At 73.2% G+C, this 19,610-nt stretch carries 15 protein-coding genes; 6 read left to right on the top strand and 9 right to left on the bottom strand.

Annotation, left to right across the window (positions count from 1 at the left end; genetic code table 11):
• Positions 1–72 precede the first annotated feature (72 nt).
• Positions 73–3,192 (bottom strand): ATP-binding protein, encoded by a 3,120-nt coding sequence (locus Van01_RS28060; protein WP_239099354.1) that lies wholly within the window; start codon positions 3,190–3,192, stop codon positions 73–75.
• A 10-nt stretch (positions 3,193–3,202) separates the two neighbouring features.
• Positions 3,203–3,373: a hypothetical protein gene (locus Van01_RS28055; RefSeq protein WP_199172285.1), complete on the bottom strand. Its 171-nt coding sequence runs from the start codon at positions 3,371–3,373 to the stop codon at positions 3,203–3,205.
• A gap of 195 nt (positions 3,374–3,568) precedes the next feature.
• On the opposite strand from Van01_RS28055, the gene Van01_RS28050 reads away from it, so the two are divergent.
• Complete coding sequence (locus Van01_RS28050; protein ID WP_099850809.1) at positions 3,569–4,258, top strand: DUF4191 domain-containing protein; 690 nt, start codon at positions 3,569–3,571, stop codon at positions 4,256–4,258.
• A gap of 173 nt (positions 4,259–4,431) precedes the next feature.
• On the opposite strand, the gene Van01_RS28045 is transcribed toward Van01_RS28050, so the two are convergent.
• Positions 4,432–4,830, bottom strand: coding sequence for an RDD family protein (locus tag Van01_RS28045; protein WP_204013840.1), 399 nt, complete (start codon positions 4,828–4,830; stop codon positions 4,432–4,434).
• A gap of 381 nt (positions 4,831–5,211) precedes the next feature.
• Here Van01_RS28045 and glnA point away from each other — a divergent pair, with 381 nt between their 5' ends.
• The 3 genes from glnA to Van01_RS28030 all read left to right on the top strand — a co-directional run bounded on the left by glnA (position 5,212) and on the right by Van01_RS28030 (position 8,133).
• The gene (gene glnA / locus Van01_RS28040; protein ID WP_204013837.1) at positions 5,212–6,636 is read left to right on the top strand and encodes a type I glutamate--ammonia ligase; all 1,425 of its coding nucleotides are present in this window, start codon (positions 5,212–5,214) and stop codon (positions 6,634–6,636) included.
• Between the two features lie 95 nt (positions 6,637–6,731).
• Entirely contained in the window at positions 6,732–7,091 is a 360-nt protein-coding gene (locus Van01_RS28035) for a PadR family transcriptional regulator (RefSeq protein WP_204013834.1), read from the top strand.
• A gap of 76 nt (positions 7,092–7,167) precedes the next feature.
• The gene (locus Van01_RS28030; protein WP_204013830.1) at positions 7,168–8,133 is read left to right on the top strand and encodes a hypothetical protein; all 966 of its coding nucleotides are present in this window, start codon (positions 7,168–7,170) and stop codon (positions 8,131–8,133) included.
• 230 nt (positions 8,134–8,363) lie between these two features.
• Here the strand turns inward: Van01_RS28030 and mptB (Van01_RS28025) are convergent, their stop codons facing one another.
• From mptB (Van01_RS28025) to Van01_RS28005, 5 genes are all read right to left on the bottom strand, one after another.
• Complete coding sequence (gene mptB, locus Van01_RS28025) at positions 8,364–9,857, bottom strand: polyprenol phosphomannose-dependent alpha 1,6 mannosyltransferase MptB (RefSeq protein WP_204013863.1); 1,494 nt, start codon at positions 9,855–9,857, stop codon at positions 8,364–8,366.
• A 155-nt stretch (positions 9,858–10,012) separates the two neighbouring features.
• Entirely contained in the window at positions 10,013–11,425 is a 1,413-nt protein-coding gene (gene mptB / locus Van01_RS28020) for a polyprenol phosphomannose-dependent alpha 1,6 mannosyltransferase MptB (protein WP_204013827.1), read from the bottom strand.
• Positions 11,426–11,542: 117 nt separating this feature from the next.
• Positions 11,543–13,171 (bottom strand): hypothetical protein, encoded by a 1,629-nt coding sequence (locus tag Van01_RS28015; RefSeq protein ID WP_204013825.1) that lies wholly within the window; start codon positions 13,169–13,171, stop codon positions 11,543–11,545.
• 50 nt (positions 13,172–13,221) lie between these two features.
• Complete coding sequence (locus Van01_RS28010) at positions 13,222–16,353, bottom strand: bifunctional [glutamine synthetase] adenylyltransferase/[glutamine synthetase]-adenylyl-L-tyrosine phosphorylase (RefSeq protein ID WP_204013822.1); 3,132 nt, start codon at positions 16,351–16,353, stop codon at positions 13,222–13,224.
• Positions 16,353–17,150: a type 1 glutamine amidotransferase gene (locus Van01_RS28005; RefSeq protein WP_239099356.1), complete on the bottom strand. Its 798-nt coding sequence runs from the start codon at positions 17,148–17,150 to the stop codon at positions 16,353–16,355. The genes Van01_RS28010 and Van01_RS28005 overlap by 1 nt, the downstream gene beginning before the upstream one ends.
• A gap of 159 nt (positions 17,151–17,309) precedes the next feature.
• Here Van01_RS28005 and Van01_RS28000 point away from each other — a divergent pair, with 159 nt between their 5' ends.
• Together Van01_RS28000 and Van01_RS27995 are read left to right on the top strand one after the other, a co-directional pair.
• Complete coding sequence (locus Van01_RS28000; protein ID WP_204013860.1) at positions 17,310–18,185, top strand: S66 peptidase family protein; 876 nt, start codon at positions 17,310–17,312, stop codon at positions 18,183–18,185.
• A 130-nt stretch (positions 18,186–18,315) separates the two neighbouring features.
• Positions 18,316–18,870 carry a hypothetical protein gene (locus Van01_RS27995; protein WP_204013816.1) on the top strand — a complete coding sequence of 185 codons (555 nt, stop codon included), beginning with the start codon at positions 18,316–18,318 and terminating at the stop codon, positions 18,868–18,870.
• 267 nt (positions 18,871–19,137) lie between these two features.
• Here Van01_RS27995 and Van01_RS27990 read toward each other — a convergent pair whose 3' ends face one another.
• A complete protein-coding gene (locus tag Van01_RS27990) occupies positions 19,138–19,563 on the bottom strand; it encodes a DUF350 domain-containing protein (protein ID WP_093401266.1) in 426 nt (141 codons plus the stop codon).
• Between the last annotated feature and the right edge of the window lie 47 nt (positions 19,564–19,610).

Genomic DNA, 19,610 nt, shown 5'->3' with positions numbered 1-19,610 from the left:
TTGTGGTTGTTGTTCTGCCGCTTTATGCGGCATATGTCCACGACCACAACTGCATGATCGGCGCAGGCTGGGTCAGGGGTGGTCGGTGAGGAGGTTGAGGCGGTGGGCGATGGCGGCGGCTTCGACGCGGTTCGTCACGTCCAGTTTGGCGATGATCCGGGAGACGTGCACGCTCGCCGTCTTGGGCGAGATGAACAGTTGCTCGGCGATGCGGCTGTTGCTGTGTCCCGCGGCGACCAGGCGCAGCACCTCGCGTTCCCGCTCGGTGAGCAGATCCGCGCCGGGGCGACCCCGGCCCGCACCACGCAGGCCCACCCGGCGGGCCAGGGTGGCCGCCCGCTCGGCGAGCCGGATCGCGCCGAGCCCGTCGGCCAGCGCGGCGGCCTCGCTCACCGCCGCGCCGACCTCGTCCCGCTCCCCCGCGCCCGCCGCCGCCTCGGCGTACCCCAGCAGCACCCGCGCCAGTTCCCCGGGCTGACCGGCGGTCCGCCAGGCCGCCACCGCCGTCTGCCAGGCGGCGAGGGGCCCGGCACCGGCCGTCGCGATGACCTCGGCGGCGTACGCCCGCTCGGCGGGGAACCGGGCCGCGACGCCGCCAGCCAGCGTGGCCACCTCGGCGGCCATCTCCTCGTCGCCAGTGTGCCGGGCGGCCCGCGCCGTCGCGGCAAGCACCGGCCAGCCGTAGCGGGGGTAGTCGACGATCGCGGGATCGGCCAGGCTCGCCTGCGCCGCCCGGACCGCCTCGAACCGGTCGTCGGCCACCAGCGCCGCCTCCAGGCGCAACTGGTGCAACGGCAGCCGGTTGTGCGGATGCAGGTACGGCTTGGTGAGGAAACCCAACGCCCGGCCGACCGTCTCGTCGGCGCGGGGATGCCCCTGCGCCAACCGCAGGACGGCCCGCAGTTGCAGCCAGTGCAGCCCGGAGACACCCGGCGGGTCGAGCCGGGCCGCCTCGGCACACACCTGGTCGGCCTCCGACCAGCGGCCCAGCGCCAGCAGCGCCTCCGCCCGGTTGGAGAGCAGGTACGCCCCGGTGGAGCGACTGATGCCGACCCGACGCGCCTCGTTCATCCCGTCGGCGGCGGCCTGCGCCGACTCGTCGTACCGGCCCAACTCGAAGAGCACGTCGGAGATGTGCACAAGTGCGCTGACCAGCGCCGGCACCTCCCCGGCGGCGCGGGCCAGCGCCTCACAGCGGCGTAGCTCGGCCAGCCCGAGATCCGCCGCGCCCTCCCGGCGACTGAGCACCGCGAGCTGCACCGGCAGCAGTGCGCAGTCGGTGCCACCGGTCTGCGCCGCGGTCACCACCTCGGCGGCGATCCGGGCCGCGTCGGCATGGTCGATGCGGGCCAGATGATCAGCGAGGTCGGCGAGCAGCAGCAGCCGCTCCGGACCGTCCGTCACCCCGGAAACCAGCCGGTACGCCTCCCGCAGCTCGGTCGCGCCGTCGCTCTTGCCGAGCATGGCCAGCATCCGGCCGCGCCGGTCCAGCAGCCGTGCCGCACGCAGCGGCTGCGCCCCGGAGTCCACCTCGGCCAACGCGGCCCGGGTCAGGGTCAGCGCGCGCTTGTAGTCCCCGGCGGTGGTCGCCGCGCTGAGTGTCTCCTCCAGCACCGCGAGGTGATCCATGCCGAGCCGGTCGGCCGCGTCGGGCACCAGCTCCCACAATTCCAGTACCCGTTCCAGCAGCCGGGTCTGCTCCGCGTACGCGTACCTGTCGGCGGCGGCGCAGGCGGCCACCCGGGCGGTCACCAGGGCTCGGGGATGATCGTGGGCTGCGTGCCAGTGGTGGGCGATCTCGGCCGGGGCCCGGCCGGCGGCGACCAGGTACGGCTGAGCCTCGATGGCGGCGGCGAACCGGGCGTGCAGCCGGGCGTGCTCACCGGGCAGCAGCTCGTCGTGGACCGCCTCGCGGACCAGGGCGTGCCGGAACTCGTAGTCGCCGTCCGGGTCGGCGACCAGCAGCTGAGCGGCGACTGCGGCCCGCAGGGCGTCGTCCAGCTCCGCCTCGGGCAGGCCGGCGACCTCGGCGAGCAACTGGTGGGACAGGCGGTTGCCACCGGCGGCGGCGATCCGCAGTACCCGCTGGGCGGGCTCGGGCAGCCGGTCCACCCGGGCCAGCAGGAGATCGCGCAGCGTGTCCGGCAGCGCGGCGCAGCCGATCGGGCTGCCGGCGGCGGCCAGTTCCTCGATGAACAGGGGGTTGCCCTGGGTACGGTCGTGGATGTCGTCGACCGCCCGGGCGGCCGGCTCGGCACCGAGTAGGCCGGCGAGGACCGCCCCGGTGCCGTCCCGCTCCAGCCGGGACAGCTCGACCCGCTCGACACCCCGGGCCCGGTCCAGCTCGGCCAGGAAGGGCCGCAGCGGGTGGCCCCGGTGCAGTTCGTCGGTGCGATAGGTGCAGACCAGCAGCAGCGGGCCGGGGTGGCCCGCCCGCACCAGGAAGCCGATCAGATCGCGGGTCGACCGGTCCGCCCAGTGCAGATCCTCAATCGCCACTATCAGTGGCTGGTCGGCGGCGAGCCGGCCGAAGAGCTGGGCGACCAGGTCGAACAGGTAGCCACGGGGGGCGTCCGAGGGTGGTGCGGCGGCGGGCGCGGTGACGCCGGCCGGTCGGGCCAGCTCCGGCAGCAGGCGGGCGAACTCGCCGTCGTACCCGTCGAGGACGCCGGTCCCGTCGCGGCGCAGCACCGCCCGCAGAACCGCGGCGAACGGGGCGAACGGCAGGCCGGCCTCACCGAGTTCGAGGCACTGCCCGACCAGCAGGCGGGCGTTGTCGCCGACGGAGCGCCCGAACTCCTCCAGCAGGCGGGTCTTACCCACCCCGGCCTCGCCGCCGACCAGGAGGGTGACCGGCTCCCCGGCGCGGACGCGGGCGACCGCCTCGCGTAGCCGGGTCATCTCACGCTGGCGGCCGACGAGGACGGTACTGGTGGGGCGGACGGTCACGGCACCGAGCATGCCACGCCGAGCCTCGCCGCCCTGCCGGCCGTTCTCTCGGCTCCCGTCCGTCGGGCCGCTGCCGGCGCCTGTAGCGGTGTCCGCGACCGAACCGGTTCTGACGATCCTGCTGGTGACTGTGCCTCCGCTGACGTCCGGGCCGGTGCTGGTGTCGCCGTCGATGGCCGTAACCGCGCCGGCCCCGGCACCTGTGCTGGTGTCGGGGCGGGCGCGGGGCGGCTGGTTCTCCATCCCGGCGCGCTCAGTGACGGGCCTCGTCGGTACCCGTGCGGTGATGCCTGCGGTTCAGCCAGCCGCGTGCCGAGCGGTGCGGCAGCGACCGGGCCAGCCGGTCCCGGGCGGCCTCGGCCCGCAGCTCGGCGGAGTGCGTACGGTAGAGGGTGAGCATGAGGTTGGCGTCGTGACCGAACATGTCGGGCTCCCTGCGATCGTCGTCAACTGGTGACATTGACTCTGCTCGCGAAGGTGCCGCCGGGGCATGGGCAGAGTGCCTGATCTGTGCCCGCTCGCCCTCCTTACGCCGGGTCGTTGGCGGCGTAGCGGGGTCGTAAGGTACTCAGCCGGCCGCGGATCAACGGTGCGGCGGGCGACCACTAGACTCGACGCCATGGCAAAGCCCCAGGAGAAGGTCTCGTTCGGCCAGCGGCTGAAGCAGATCGGGTTGGTGTTCCGGTTCACCGCCAAGCAGGACAAGTGGTTCGCCCCGCTGGCGACCGGTGCGGTGCTGATCCCGCTCGCGCTGACCGTTGTCGCGGTCGCGCTCTGGGGCTGGCTCTGGTTGCCGCTGGGCATCCTGTTCGCCCTGCTCTGCCTGTTGATCGTGCTCAACCTCCGGTCGAACCGGGCGATGATGAACGCGGCCGAGGGGCAGCCGGGCGCCGCCGCGCAGATCATGGAGAACATGCGCGGTGACTGGCGGGTCTCCCCGGCGGTCAGCTCGACCACCCAGATGGACATGGTGCACCTGGTCATCGGCCGTCCCGGCGTGATCCTGCTGGCCGAGGGCAACCCGCAGCGGGTCCGCGGGCTGCTCGGCCAGGAAAAGCGTCGACTCGCCAAGGTGATCGGCAACGCCCCGCTCTACGACTACGTCATCGGGCAGGACGAGGGCGAGCTGCCGATCCGTAAGCTGCGGATGACGCTGATGCGGCTGCCCCGCAATCTCAGCGGCAAGGACGTCAACTCCCTGGACAAGCGGCTCAAGGCTCTTACCGCCCGCCCGCAGATGCCCAAGGGGGCCATACCCAAGAACCTGCGCCCGCCGCGCGGCGCGTTCCGCCAGTCGCGCGGTCGCTGACCAGCCGCCCTGTTCCACGGCAGACCCGCACCCCCGTGCGCCGCCGATCAGCACCCCTGATCGGCGATGCGCGGGGGTGATGCCTTTCGCGGGTCCGCGCGAGCGGAACGGATCACCGCTGCGCGGGTTCATGCGTTTCGCGGGTCAGCGCGCCAGCGCGAGAGTGGGACGGATCACCGTTGCGCGGGGGTGACGACGGAGCCGGTGAGGCGGTCGTGCAGGCCGCGCCGGTGCTGGTCCATCAGCAGGGCGGGGACGACCAGGGCCAGCAGCACCCCACGCAGCAGTGCCCGGAGCAGACCGATCCGGCCGCCGTCGGTCCAGTCGACGCACCGGATCCGGGTCAGGTACATGCCGGGGGTCTGGGCGAACAGGCCCAGGAAGACGCCGTACAGCAGGATCAGCACCAGCACCGGTGCCCAGGCGTCCCGGGCCGGGCTGGCGAACAACCCGGACGCGAGTAGGCAGAGAATCCAGTCGATGACCAGCGCCCCGAACCGGCGACCCAGGTCGGCCGGGACGAAGTCGGGGTCCGTGGCGGGGGGCGGCGAGGGACGCGGCTGGGTGGTCACCCGCACGAGCCTAGTCAGCGCCGGAACCGACCCGGTGCAGGCCCGACGCCCGGCGGGAAGCGTACGCGTACCGGAAGCGGAAGCTGGCGCCGAACCGAGCCGGACCCGGCCGTCGGGGCCGACCGGAACGGACGCCGGGCGGATCGGCACGGGTGTCGGGGCCGGGCCGACGCGTGGCGCCAAAAAGGACCAACCTCATCAAGTTTCACTACACTGGCACAGCCGGACCCGTTCCTCGGGTGTGAGGTGTCCGGGTCAGGCACCGGGGTGACCCAACGCGAGGGACGTAACACGGCAGAAACACTGGAGACATGGCCGGGCAACCGCACGGCCATAGCGTCGCCAGGAGCCTAGCTACCCGTGGACGTGCCAGGAGGACGAGTGTTCGCCAATCCCGAGGAACTCCTGCGATACCTCAAGAACGAGGACGTGAAGTTCGTCGACGTTCGTTTCTGTGACCTGCCCGGCGTGATGCAGCATTTCAACCTGCCGGTGGAGTCCGTCGACGACAACTTCTTCACTGACGGTCTCGCTTTCGACGGGTCGTCGATCCGCGGCTTCCAGGCGATCCATGAGTCGGACATGCTCCTGCTCCCGGACGTCGCGACCGCCTTCATCGACCCCTTCCGCGCGCAGAAGACCCTCGCGCTGAACTTCTTCATCCACGACCCGTTCACCCGCGAGGCGTACTCGCGTGACCCGCGCAACGTGGCGAAGAAGGCCGAGGCGTACCTCGCTGCCAGCGGCATCGCGGACACCGCCTACTTCGGCCCCGAGGCGGAGTTCTACATCTTCGACTCGATCCGCCACGAGACCTCCGCCCACCAGGCCTTCTACTACATCGACTCGATCGAGGGCGCCTGGAACACCGGTCGTGAGGAGGAGGGCGGCAACCGCGGTTACAAGACCGCGTACAAGGGTGGTTACTTCCCGGTGCCGCCGGTCGACCACTACGCCGACCTGCGCGACCAGATCGTCCGCCGGCTCATCGACACCGGTTTCACCGTGGAGCGCTCGCACCACGAGGTCGGCACCGCCGGCCAGGCGGAGATCAACTACAAGTTCTCCACCCTGCTGCACGCCGGTGACCAGCTCCAGCTCTTCAAGTACATCGTGAAGAACACCGCCTGGGCCGCCGGCAAGACCGCCACCTTCATGCCGAAGCCGCTCTTCGGCGACAACGGCTCCGGCATGCACACCCACCAGAGCCTCTGGCTGGGCGGCGAGCCGCTGTTCTACGACGAGACCGGGTACGCCGGCCTGTCCGACATGGCCCGCTGGTACATCGGTGGTCTGCTGCACCACGCCCCGTCGCTGCTGGCCTTCACCAACCCGACCGTCAACTCGTACCGCCGCCTGGTGCCCGGCTACGAGGCGCCGGTCAACCTGGTCTACTCGCAGCGCAACCGCTCCGCCTGCACCCGCATCCCGGTCACCGGCAGCAACGCCAAGGCCAAGCGGGTCGAGTTCCGGGTGCCGGACCCGTCGGCGAACGTCTACCTCGCCTTCTCGGCGATGCTGATGGCCGGCCTGGACGGCATCAAGAGCAAGATCGAGCCGCCGGCGCCTATCGACAAGGACCTCTACGACCTCCCGCCGGAGGAGTGGGGCGACGTCAAGCAGGTGCCGGGCTCGCTGCCGGCCGTGCTCGACTCGCTCGAGGCCGACCACGACTACCTGCTCGACGGCGGTGTCTTCACCCCCGACCTGATCTCCACCTGGATCGACTGGAAGCGGGCCAACGAGGTCGACCCGGTGCGGCTGCGCCCGACCCCGCACGAGTTCGCGATGTACTTCGACTGCTGATCGCTCAGCGCCATCCGGGCCGGCTCCGCACTTCGCGGGGCCGGCCCGTGGCATGTCGGCCCCCGCAATATCTTCGCGTCCGATATATTCAGCGGGTGGACACTCCGCTACGCGAACCCACCTTCCTCATCCTGACCGCGCTCGCCCGCGAGCCGATGCACGGCTACGCGATCATCGGCGAGGTCGCGGCCCTCTCCGACGGGCGGCTGTCGCTGCGCCCCGGCACCCTCTACGGCGCGTTGGACCGGCTCACCGACGCCGGCCTGGTCGAACTCGACCGGGAGGAGACAGTCGACGGGCGGCTGCGCCGCTACTACCGCCTCTCCCCCACCGGTGACGCGACGCTCGCCGCCGAGACCGAACGGCTGCGCCGCAACGTCGAGGCCGCCACCGCCCGACTCCGCGCCCGCTCGGTGCAGCCGCTCGCACCGCGTACCGCCGGAGGTCTGGCATGAGCGAGTGTCAGCGAGCGAATCATCAACGCAGTCCACTTGAGCCTCAGGCCGGCACGCAGCGAAGCGGAGGGCCGGCATGAGCACGCTTGAGCGTCGCTACCGGCACCTGCTGCGGGCGTACCCGATGGACTATCGCCACGACCGGGGCGACGAGATCGTCGGGACGTACCTCGACCTGGCGGACCCGCGACGACGCTGGCCCTCCGTCGCGGACGCCGCCGACCTCGTGCGTGGAGGTCTCCGCCAGCGGCTGCGGGCCGCCGGCGCCAACGACCTGGCCCCCGGGGTACGCCTCGCGGCGCTGCTCGCGCTGACCACCGCCGCCTTCCTGGCCGGCTTCTGGGCACTCGTCGAGCAGTATCCGCCACCCGCCGAGGCGGGCGTGCCGGTGTTCGGCCCGTTCACGTCGACAGGCATCGTCGCGTGGCTGGCATGGCTGGTCGTGGCGGTCCTCGTGCTCGTCGCACCGGGCCGGGCCACCCGGGTGGCCGTCGCCGGGGCGGTGCTGGCCACCGTGGCGGTTCTCCTGGTGAGCCCGGTCGCCGGCCTGCCCCGGCCGCCGCTGCTGGTGCTTGTGCCACAGGTCGCCCTCGGTGTGCTGGCGCTCGCCGTCGACAGCCACCTGCCGTTGCCGGCTCGGGCCCTGCCGATCGTGGCAGCGGTGGGTGGGTACGTGTTCGGGCACGCGTACTACTGGGACGCCTATCGGTGGAGCGCCGAACAGGTGCTGCCGGCGACCGGGATGGTGCTGTTGGGGGTCGGGGTGCTGCTCGCGGTCGGGTTGGCCATGCGACGGGACTGGCGGGGCGGCTGGGCGGTGGTCGTCCTGCTCACCCCGATCGGCCTGCTCAGCGTGCACATCCTGGCCGGGGCGGTGGACGGTCTCGGTGGTGCACCGCGTCCGACCTACCCGACCCTTGTCGGCGCCGCCCTCACCGTCGGGCTGCTCGGGCCGGCCGTGCTGCCGGCCGCCGTGGCTCTGCGCCGTCGCCTCGGCGGCAGCCCCAGCGCACCCTGCCCCACCTGCGGCACCCGCCGCTGACCCAGCCCCTACCGCACCCGACCCCACCGCACCCGACCTCACCGTGCCGGGCTCCCCACCATGCCGGGCCCCACCATGCCGGGCCCCACCATGCCGGGCCCCACCATGCCGGGCCCCACCGTGCCGGGCTCCACGGCGACCGGCATCCGTGGCAGTTCCGGTGCTGTCGCAGCGGCGTGTCGGGCACCTTTGCTGCCACAATTCGGGCGTGCGCCAGCGCGGATTCGGGATCAGTGGGGTGGGGGCGTTCTCGGTGAGCGGTGGGCGGACAGGAATCGGATGACTGCGGCGAGGACCAGGGTCGTCATCACGATCGCGCCCGGGGCCTTGGTCAGCCGGGCCAGGCTGGTGCCGTCCGGCAGGGCGAGGAACGAGGCCAGCGCACACGGCAGCGCGAACCAGCCGGTCCGGCTGGCCGCCACCGCGAGCAGCGCCAGCGGCCAGGTGGCGTACCACGGGTGAAACACCGGCGCGAGCACCACAGTCGCCCCCAACGCCACCCCCGCACCCCCCAACACCACCCCACCCCCACGAGAGGCCGCGTTGATCATGAAGTTATTGCCCGGGCAAGCGCTTGCCCATGGCAGTAACTTCATGATCAACGCGGCTGGGTAGGGGTAGGAGTGGGGGTGGGGATGGCGGAGGGTGGAGAGGGTGTGGGACCAGAGGAGGGGGAGGAAGGCTGCCAGGAGGAGGAGTCCGGCGATGCGGGTCACCGGGACCGCGTCGGGTTGCCGGCCGAGCAGCTCACCGACGTAGTCGACGAGCATGCCGACGGCTGTCGACGGCGAGGTCCACTGCACGGTGTCGCCGCTGCGGCCCAGCCCACCGAGCCAGCCGAACCCGAGACCGGTCAGCAGCGAGGGGACCAGCAGCCCACCGAAGACCCCGACCGCCAGCAGGCCCCCGTCACGCAGCAGTTTCCGCACGACGGGTCGACCCCGTACGGCGGCCAGCGCCGCGAACGGCAGCACCACCACGGCGGTGGCCTTCACCGACACCGCCAGTCCGAACAACGTCCCGGCCACCAGCAGCACCCAGAGCCCACGCCGCCCCGGACCGTGGACCAGCATCAGCAGGGCGGGCAGGAGCAGGCCGAGCATCACCGCGTCGTTGTGTGCCCCGGCCACCAGGTGCACCCCGACCAGCGGGCAGGCCAGCAGCAGCCAGGTCGCTCGCCGGGGCGGGACGCCGGCTGCCCGGGCCAGGCCGGGCAGGCAGGCCGCCGCCGCCAGCACGCCCGCGAGGGCCAGTACCCGCAGCAGTACCAGCGTGCCGACAAGTCCGCCGCCGAGCACCACTGTCAGGGCGGCGAGCAGCACGAAGAACGGCCCGTACGGTGCCGGGGTGTCCCGCCAGACCGGCGCGACCGCCTCGACCCAGGGGCATCCGGCCGCGGCCACCCCGGTGACGTACGGATCACCACCGTCGGCGTAGATCCAACCCTGGCAGGCGTACGAGTAGACGTCCCGGCTACCCAGCGGAGCGGTCACCAGCAGCGGCAGCGTCCACCAGCCGACTGTCACGTACGCCCACCTGGTCGACGGGGCACCGGCGCGCAACGCCCACCAGGAGCCGACCGTGGCGACCGTGCCGAGCAGCCACAGCGTGACGGTCAGCGGGCCGCCGTCGGGTGCGGTGGTGGCGTCGGGCAGCGCACCGCCGAGATATCCGGCGACCGCCAGCAGCAGCGCCCCGACCAGTCCGACGTACCGGGCCAGCAGGTCGCGGTGGCCCGCGGGCCGGGCATCGCCGAGCCCCGGAACGCTGCGGGCGCCGGACGCGGAGCGGGGACCGAGGTGGGAACGGGCGCCGGGATCGGTCACCGGCCGTACCTCTCCTCCAGTGCGGTGTCCAGGGACGCCCCGCCGGAACCGGCCTACTCGACAGGCACCGGTTGCCGGGCCGCCGTCCGGGCCTCCTTCGCCGACCGTACCAAGCGGACCGCCACCACGATCACGAACAGCGTCATCAGCGGCGCACCCACCGTCTTGGTGTACCGGGGCAGCCCGGTGCCGTCGGCCAGCACCAGGAACGCGGCGTAGACGGTCACCGCGCTGAACCACCAGGTGCGCTGCGCGGTGGCGGCGAGCAGCGCCAGCGGCCAGAACCAGTACCAGGGGTGGAACAGCGGGGCGAGCGCCACGGTCGCGGTCAACGCCAGCGCGGCGTGCCAGAGCGGTTCGCGGTGGCGGGCCCGGAACCACAGCCACACCAGCACTGCCGCCAGCACCAGCACCGCGATGGCCCGGGTCACCGGCAGCGCGTCGATGTGCTGGCCGAACGGCAGCGCCAGGTAGTTGACGGTCTGCCCGACGGCGGTCGGCGGGGAGGTCCAGGCGACCACCTCGTTGCCGTGGGACAGCCCGGTGATCCAGCCGAGGTCCAGCCCGGCGGCGAGGGTCACCCCGAACAGCGTGGCCACGGTACCGCCGACCACGGGCGTACCGTGGCGCAGCAGCGCGCGCAGCGAGAAGCCGCCGGTGATCGCGGCGAGCGCCGCGAACGGCACCACCACCAGCGCGGTCACCTTGATCCCGGCGGCCAGGCCGAGCACGACGCCGCCGGCCAGCAGCGGCCAGGGCCGCCCCGGGCGGCTGACCACCACGGCCAGCCCGGCCACCAGCAGCCCGACCATCAGGGCGTCGTTGTGCACGCCGGAGATCAGGTGCACCCCGACCAGCGGGCTGGCCAGGGTGAGCCAGAGGGCGCGCTCGACAGGTACGCCGCAGCGACGGGCCAGCACCGGCAGGCAGGCGGCGGTAAGCGCCACACCGGCCACGGCCAGTACCCGGAACAGCGCGATGCTGCCGATCAGGGAACCTGTCGCGGCGACCACCGCGCCGGAGAGCACCACGAACAGCGGACCGTACGGCGCGGGAGTGTCCCGCCAGATGTAGGACATGGTGTCCAGCCACGGACAGGGCAGCGTGGAGACGCCGTACTCGTACGGGCTGATGCCGTTGGCGTAGCTCGCCCCCTGGCAGGCGTACGCGTAGGCGTCCCGGCTGCCCAGCGGCGGGGTGAACAGGAACGGCAGCACCCACAGCCCGGCGGTGACCAGGGCCCACCGGGCCGACGGCACCCGGTCCCGCAGCGTCCACCAGGCCACCGCCATGGCGGCGGTACCGAACAACCACAGACCGATGATCAGCGGCCCGTTCGGCCCCAGCCAGATCTTGACCGGGTTCGGTCGCAGGTCCCCGTCGGGCAGGGCGCCCCCGAGGAACGCCGCCACGGAGAGCATGATCGATCCGGCCAGTCCGGTCCAGCGAACGAGGTGATGGGGCACGTCCGCCATGCTGCCAGTACCGCGCGCGCGGTCCGGAGGTGGGCATCGTCAGCGGCCGGCCGGACAGTGCCAGACCGGCCCAACCAAGCCGGACAGCTGGGCGGTGCCGGGCCGGGCTCAGCCGGACGGGCAGTGGCCGGACGGCCGCAGGTTGCTGGTGATCTCGAAGGTGCCGGCGGTGCGGGCCCGAACCGTGGCCCACCCGTCCGCGCCGGGGCTCAGGCAGCCCGCTCCGGCCGCCAGCGACAGCCAGCGGGACCACCGGACCCGGACCAGCACGTCGGCCGGCGCGTCGACGGTGAACCGGACACCAGCGTCGTCGGATCCGACGAGCCGGGCGGGACCGGAGACAAGCGGTTCCGGGTCGAGCACCTGGTACAGCCGCCACTGCCCGGGGCGACCGACCTCCCGCAGGTACGGCTGGCCGGCCAGGATGAGTGTCGCCTCGGCCTGGCCGTACCGGTCCAGCGCCGCGTCCGGCGCGACGGCGACGTAGCTGACGGCGTTCCGGCGCAGCCATTCGCCGTACCTGTCGGTGTCGAGGCTGCCGTCGTAGAAGAGGGCGTTGCGTCCCACGTCGGCCTGCCGCTCCCAGCCCCGGGCCAGGGGTACGGCGGCGGCCACGAACGCGCTCTCCCAGTGATCCCGCAGCGGCACCACCTCGATCCGCCCCACAGGTGCCCGCCGTTCCAGCTCGTCGAGCAGCGGTTCGTGGAAGGCGGCGTACGCCGGTGCCGGGCCACGGCGGACGATGTCGTTCGTCATCACCGGGGACTGCCACCAGAACAGCGCGACGAGCAGCGCGACCAGCCATCGTCGGCCCAGCCCGACGTACGCCGCGACGAGCGGCAGGGCGAAGAGCATCGGCAGGCGCAACGCGTTCGAGCCGACCGGGCTGGGCAGGTAGTAGGCCGCGATGAGGAGCAACCCGGTCAGCGCGGCACCGACCCGCAGCGCCCGGACGGGCACGAGCGCGAGCACCACCACGGCCAGGGCGAGGTTGATCCGCAGTGATTCGGCGCTGAACGGCTGCCAGCCACCGTTGCCGAAGAGCACCGCCATCGGCGCCACCGTCACCAGCGGCACCAGGCAGAGCACCAGGGCGGCGGCGCCGGGTCGTCGGTGTCGCCGGATGTCGAGGATCAGCAGGGTGCCGCCAGCGACACCGAGGAAGAGTCCGGCCACCGGGCTGGCGGCAGTCGCGAGCACCGCCGCCGCACCGGCCGCCGACAGCCGCCACCAACGCGCCCCTCGGGGCACGGCGACCGCGCAGAGCGCGAGCAGCGCCCACATCAGGCCGACGGCGAAGGTGATCCGACCACTGGCCAGGTTGCCGACCAGGACGACCGCGCCCAGCAGACCACCGAGCAGCGGGCGGCGGGCGCCGGTAAGCGTCAGCAGCCAGGCCAGCGCCACGGCGGAGACGACAGCGGCGACCGCGCCGACCGTACGCACCCCGATCAGCGCGCCGAGCGTCTGCGTGTAGAGGCTGTAGCCGAACTGGTTGACCCCGCCGTACCAGGAGAAGTCCAGCGGGGCGAGACCGTTGCGTTCGGCGAAACCCGCGCGGGCCACCTGCGCCGAGAGATCGGTGCCCATCGGCGGGGCCAGCAGGAACGCGACAGCCAACAGCAGCGACACCACGAGCGCACCGAGGACGGGGTGCGCCGGCCGGGGTGCACCGGTACCTGGCGCAGCGTCGGCGGCCCGCCCGTCCGGAGCGGCAGCGTGGGTCGATGTCGGCACCGAGCAGTCCTACCACGGTCAGTGACCGGCAGTGGTGGCGGGTGGCCGCGCTACATCTCCAGCACGCGTTCAGTGGCGGCGCGGGAGCGGCGGCCGGTGCGCAGGTACTCGTCGAGGAACTCGCCCGGGTCCTCGTGGCCGAGCAGCCGGACCACGCCTGCCAGTTCCACGCCGTGCCGGGGCAACTGGTCGCCGGCGCGGCCCCGGACCAGCATCAGCGCGTTGCGGACCTGCGCGGCGAGGGTCCAGCCGGCCACCATCGCCTCGGCGTCCGCCGGATCGACGAGGCCCGCGTCCCGAGCGGCGGCAAGCGCGTCGAGGGTACGCGTGCCGCGTAGCTGCGGGTACGCGCCCGCGTGCCGGAGCTGGAGCAGTTGCACCGCCCACTCCACGTCGGCCAGGCCGCCCCGGCCCAGTTTGGTGTGGGTGGCCGGGTCGGCGCCCCGGGGCAGCCGCTCGGTCTCCACCCGCACCTTGATCCGGCGGATCTCGATGATCTGTTCCCGGGTCAGCCCGTCGGCCGGGTACCGGATCGGGTCGATCATCCGCTCGAACCGGGTGCCCAGCTCGGCGTCGCCGCAGACGCAGCGGGCGCGCAGCAGCGCCTGTGCCTCCCACACCCGCGACCAGCGGGCGTAGTACTGCTGGTAGGCGGCGAGGCTGCGGACCAGCGGCCCCTGTCGGCCCTCGGGACGCAGGTCGGCGTCGACACCGAGGGGCGGGTCCGGTGCGGGCATGCCGAGCAGCCGCCGCAGTTCCTCGGCGATGGCGTGCGCGGCGGCGCTCGCCGCGCTCTCGCTGGCCCCGTCCGGGGGTTCGTAGACGAAGAGCACGTCGGCGTCGGAGAGGTAGTTCGACTCGTATCCGCCGAGGCGACCCACCCCGATAACCGCGAAGGTGAGTCCCGGCAGGTCCGGCTGGGCGGCCCGGGCGGTCCGCAGCGCGGCGGCGAGGGTGGCGTCGGTGACGTCGGAGAGCGCCGTGCCGACAGCTGTGACGTCGGCCAGGGCGGGTGTCGTCCGGCCGCCGTCCGGGCGGGCCGGGGCGATCGAGCCGGCCCGGCTGAGCACGTCGGCGCAGGCGAGGCGGAGCAGTTCCCGGCGGCGCAGCGCGCGTACCGCCCGGGTCGCCTCGACCGGGTCGCTGTGCCGGGCCGCGGCGGCGGTGAGACCGTCGACGAGCACCTCGCGCGGGCGGGGGCTCAGCTCGCTCTCCTCGGCCAGCAGGCGCAGCGCCTCCGGTTCCCGGGTCAGCAGGTCCGCGACGTACCGGGAGGAGGAGAGCACCCGGGCCAGCCGGCGGGCCACCGGCCCGGAGTCGCGCAGCAGCCGCAGGTACCAGGGGGTGCTGCCGAGGGAGTCGGAGACCTGTCGGTAGTTGAGCAGCCCCCGGTCCGGCTCGGGAGCGTCGGCGAACTCGCTGAGCAGCACCGGCAGCAGGGTGCGCTGGATGGCTGCGGTGCGGCTCACCCCGCCGGTGAGGGCCTGGAGGTGACGCAGCGCCCCGGCCGGGTCGGCGAAGCCGAGGATCTCCAGCCGGTTGCGGGCCGCCTGCGGGGTCAGCCGCAGCCCGTCGGCCGGTACCCGGGCCACCGACTCCAGCAGCGGCCGGTAGAGCAGCTTGGCGTGCAGTCGGCGTACCTCTGAGGCGTGGGTGACCCACTCGGCGCGGAACTCCTCGACGGCGCTGCGCCCGGGGGTGGCGGTGTAGCCGAGCGCGGCGGCGAGCCAGCGCAACGCGCCCGGCTCGGTCGGTACCGTGTGCGTCCGGCGGAGGCCCTGAAGTTGCAGTCGGTGCTCGACGCTGCGCAGGAAGCGGTAGCCGCGCAGCAGCGCCTCGCCGTCGGCCCGACCGACGTAGCCGCCGGTGACAAGCGCGCGCAGGGCGGGGATGGTGCCGGGCGCCCGCAACGTCTCGTCGCCCCGGCCGTGCACCAGTTGCAGCAGTTGCACCGCGAACTCGATGTCACGCAGCCCGCCGGGACCGCGTTTGATCTCGCGTTCCAGCTCCTTCGGCGGGATGTGGTCGATGATCTTGCGCCGCATCGCCCGGACGTCCTCGACCGCCTCGGGGCGCTCGGCGGCCTGCCAGAGCAGCGGCGCCAACGCGTCGATCCACTCCTGGCCGAGCGCCAGGTCACCGGCGGCCGGGCGGGCCTTGAGCAACGCCTGGAACTCCCACGTCCGGGCCCAGCGCCGGTAGTAGGCCAGGTGGCTGGCGAGGGTCCGCACCAGCGGCCCCCGGTTGCCCTCCGGGCGCAGGGCCGCGTCGACAGGCCAGGCGACCAGGCCGCAGATGTGGATCAGCCGGGTGGCCACGGTGGTGGCGGTGGTCAGGTCGTCGTCCTCGGCCGCCACGAAGATCACGTCGACGTCGGAGACGTAGTTCAGCTCGCCACCGCCGCACTTGCCCATCGCGACCACGGCCAGGCGCGGTTCCCGGGTGCCCTCGGGCAGCTCCGCCACGGCGATCTGGTAGGCGGCCGACAGCGTGGCGTCGGCAAGCGCAGAGAGCGCGGCCATCGACTGTTCCAGGCCGCGTCCGCCGGTGAGGTCGGCCGCCGCGACCCGCAGCAGCGCCAGCCGGTACGCCCGCCGCAGCACCGCTACCGGGTTGCCCTCGCCGGAGAGGTCGAGCCGGCCGTCGGCGGTCGGGGCGAGGCCGTCCGGTTCGGTACGCAGCACCGGCCACTGGTCGGGGTTGGCCACCAGGTGATCGCCGAGCGCCGAGGAGGCACCCAGCACGGCGAGCAGCCGGCGACGCAGACCCGGATCGTCGTGCAGCGCGGCGAGCAGCACCGAGCCCGCGCCGATGCCGCCGGCCGTACCACTGCCGGCAGCGTCCTCGCCCTGGGTGGCATCGGCGGGGGTCGCCGTGTGGCGACCGGGCCCGGTGCCCCGCTGCCGCACCGCTGCACCGGTGCCGTTCGGCGCCGTTGTCGCCCGGTGCTCCGCCTCGACCAGCCGATGCAGCTGGCGCAGCGCCAGATCCGGGTCGGCGGCCCGGGACAGCGCGGTGAGCAACTCCTGGGCCTGCTCGCCTGTCGGTTCCTGCGTCCGTGGCCGCCACAGGTCGAGCCCGTCCGGCCCGAGCAGGTCGGCGGCGCGGGCCCGCGCGTCGTCGTCGGTGACGCCGAAGCCGTAGCGGGCGAGCCGGCCCGTGGCGCTCGTCGGCCGGCCCATCAGTGCCCGAGCAGGGGCAGGCTACGACGTGACCCGTCGTCCAGCTCACCGAGAGCGAGCGCGGCGAACCGCGCCGCGAACGGCTGCCAGACCTCCTCGACATCGACCATCACCGCGTCGCAGGCGGAGATCACCAGCTGCGGGTCGTAGCCCAGCTCGGCCAGCAGCACCGAGTCGGCGGCCCAGTCGGCGATCATCGCGGTGTCGCACTCGATGTGGAACTGCAACCCCCAGGCCCGGTCACCGAGCCGGAACGCCTGGTGCGGATAGCGGGTGGAGGCGGCCAGCAGGGTGGCACCGACCGGCAGCTCGGTGATCTCGTCGGCGTGCCACTGCAACACGTCGGGGATCAGCGGGACGTACCGGAAGAGCGGATCGGACTCGGCCGCGTCGCGCTTACCGACCACGGCGGGCCCGACCTCCGGCCCGGACGGGCTGCGGACGACGGTGCCGGCGTGGGCGGTGGCCAGCAACTGCGCGCCGAGGCAGACACCCAGGGTCGGCAGCCGGTGCCGCACCGCCTTGCGGAGCAGCTTCTCCACGGCCGGGAACCAGGACGCCCCCGGCGCGCCGTCGGTGAGCGGGTAGGCCTGCTGGTCGCCGCCGAGCACCACCAGGGCGACGTACCCGTCCAGGTCGGCGGGGAGGGCGTCACCCGCGTGCGGGCGCACCACCGACAGCTCCAGCCCGGCCTCGGTAAGCCACTCCCCCAGCCGGCGCGGGTCGTCGGTCGGGTCGTTCTCGATCACCAACGCGGTTGCCACATCGTCGAGGCTATCCGGTCTCGCCGATCCGATCAGCGCGAGGGATCGGTGCGCTGTCCAGCGCGTCGGCGCGGTCACGGGCGATCCGGTGAACCCTTCCCGGCCAGCGCAGTAGGCTCTGCCGCTGTGTCCGACCGCAGCGCGCCCGACGACGTCGTACGCCCACCCGCCCTGCGCCCCGGCGACACGGTGATGCTTGTGTCACCGTCCGGACCGACCAGTCCGGAGCGGGTGGCCCGGGGCGTGGAACTGCTCACCGGCTGGGGACTGCGGCCGGTCCTCGCGCCCAACGCGTACGCCCGGCAGGGTTACCTGGCGGGGACGGACGCGCTGCGGGCGGCCGACCTGAACACCGCGTTCGCCGATCCGCAGGTGCGCGGGGTGATCTGCACCCGGGGCGGTTATGGCGCGCAGCGGGTGGTGGACGCCATCGACATGGCGGCGGTACGCCGTGACCCGAAGGTGGTTGCCGGGTTCTCCGACATCACCGCGTTGCAGCTGGCGCTCTGGCGCGGCGCCCGGCTGGCCGGGGTGCACGGTCCCGGGGCGGCCTGGCGCGACGAGCGCACCCCGCTGGCCTCGGCCGAGTCCCTGCACGCGGCGATGACAAGCACCGAGCCGGTCACCGTGCGCGCCGTCGAGGGCGAGGAGACCTTCGGCGTACGCGTCCCGGGACGGGCCACCGGCCGGCTGCTGGGCGGCAACCTCTGCCTGGTGGTGGCCTCCCTCGGTACCCCGGACATGCCCGACCTGACCGGCGCGGTGCTGCTGCTGGAGGACGTGCAGGAACCGCCGTACAAGGTCGACCGGATGCTGACCCAGCTCCGCCGGGCCGGCGCGCTGGACGGGCTGGCCGGGGTGGCGGTGGGGCAGTTCACCGACTGCGCCGACGGCTGGGACACCACGGTGGCCGACGTGCTCGTCGAGCGCCTCGGCGATCTGGGTGTACCGGTGCTCGGTGGCCTGCCGATCGGTCACGGTCCCGGTCAGCTCACCGTTCCGGTAGGTACCCGGACGACGCTCGACGCCGACGCCGGCACCCTCACGGCGGTCGCCGCCGTCCGCTGATCCTTTTGTCGGGATTGTTCGCTTTCGAGAATGGGATTGCCAGCTCGCTGACAGCTTCGCCATGGTTCGCGCCCAGCCAGGCTCGTCACTGTCGGTGACGTCATCGCATCACCGACGAGTTGGAGGAACGATGTCCCGCACGATTTCGAAGAAGCACCTGCTGGCCGGCCTGGCCGCGGCGGGCGTGCTCGGCGTGGGGATCGCCGCTCCCACCGTGGCGCTCGCCGACGACAAGACCACCCCGAGCGCCAGCGCGAGCAGCGAACCGCAGGGTGACCGCCAGGAGCAGCGGGCCGCGCGGCACGCGCAGTTCGCCGAGGCGCTGGCCGAGCAACTGGGCGTGCCGACCGAGAAGGTGACCGAGGCGCTGGAGAAGCTGCGCGAGCAGCACCAGCCGCAGGGCCGCACGGACCGCGAGGGCCACCGGGGGTTCCCGTGGCGCGGCGATGGTGCCGCCGAGGGCCGTAAGGGCGGCGATGGTGCCGCCGAAGGTGAGCGGCGGACGCCGCCGTCGGCCGAGGAGCGCAAGGAGGCGCTGGCCGAGCGGCTCGCGCAGGCGGTCGAGGACGGCAAGCTGACCCAGGAGCAGGCCGACGCCATCACCGCAGCCGTCGAGGCCGGTGTGTTCGGCGGCTGGGGCGGCCCGGGCGCTCGTGGCGACGCGGGCGAGTCCGCCGGCAAGTGACACCTCGGCGGCCGCACGCGCACCAGGTGGTAGGCGGCCCCGCTCCACTCCTGCGGGGCCGCCTACCGGGTGCACCCGCGCGTCACCTTCCGCCCAGCTCGGCCCGGCTCGCAGACTCACGACATGCGGCAAGTCGCGGTCTGCGAAGCCCGGGAAGGCCCGACTTGCCGCATCCGGCGACCGTCAACGGCGCAGCAGGCCCGACCGGGTCGCCGGCAGGCAGATTCGGGCCGGTGAGCCGTCAGGCAGATTCGGGCCGGAGAGCGGTCAGGCGATGCAGGCGCAGACGATGAGCGCGGCACCGAAGTGGCTGGCGGCGCTGACCCGGGCCACCGGGTGCGGCTCGTCGGAACAGACGACCTCCCCGAGCTTGCCCGGCGTGATCAGGTCCAGCACGAAGAAGGCAAGCGCCATGATGCCGAGACCGATCAGCCCGAAGATCACCGTCGAGGCCAGCCCCTTGGCGAAGTCGCTGTAGCTGGTCAGGATCGCGGTGAAGACGATCCCGGCGACGCCGAGCTGGTTCGCGGCGAGCAGCAGGCCGGCGTTGGCGTTGCGCCGTACCCAGATCAGGTCCCGCAGTTTGCCCGGGGTGAGCAGGTCGACCAGGACGAAGCCGGCGGCCATCAGGCCCACTCCGACTACCCCGAACACCACGCTCTGCCAGGCTCCGCTGAGCAGGTCCTCCAGCACCGACTGCCTCCCGACGAGTCTCCGGCCGACGGACGCCGGCACGGTGA

It is taken from the genome of Micromonospora andamanensis (assembly GCF_016863495.1).
Lineage (GTDB): Bacteria > Actinomycetota > Actinomycetes > Mycobacteriales > Micromonosporaceae > Micromonospora > Micromonospora andamanensis.
This window is presented reverse-complemented; position numbering and strand designations above follow the sequence as displayed.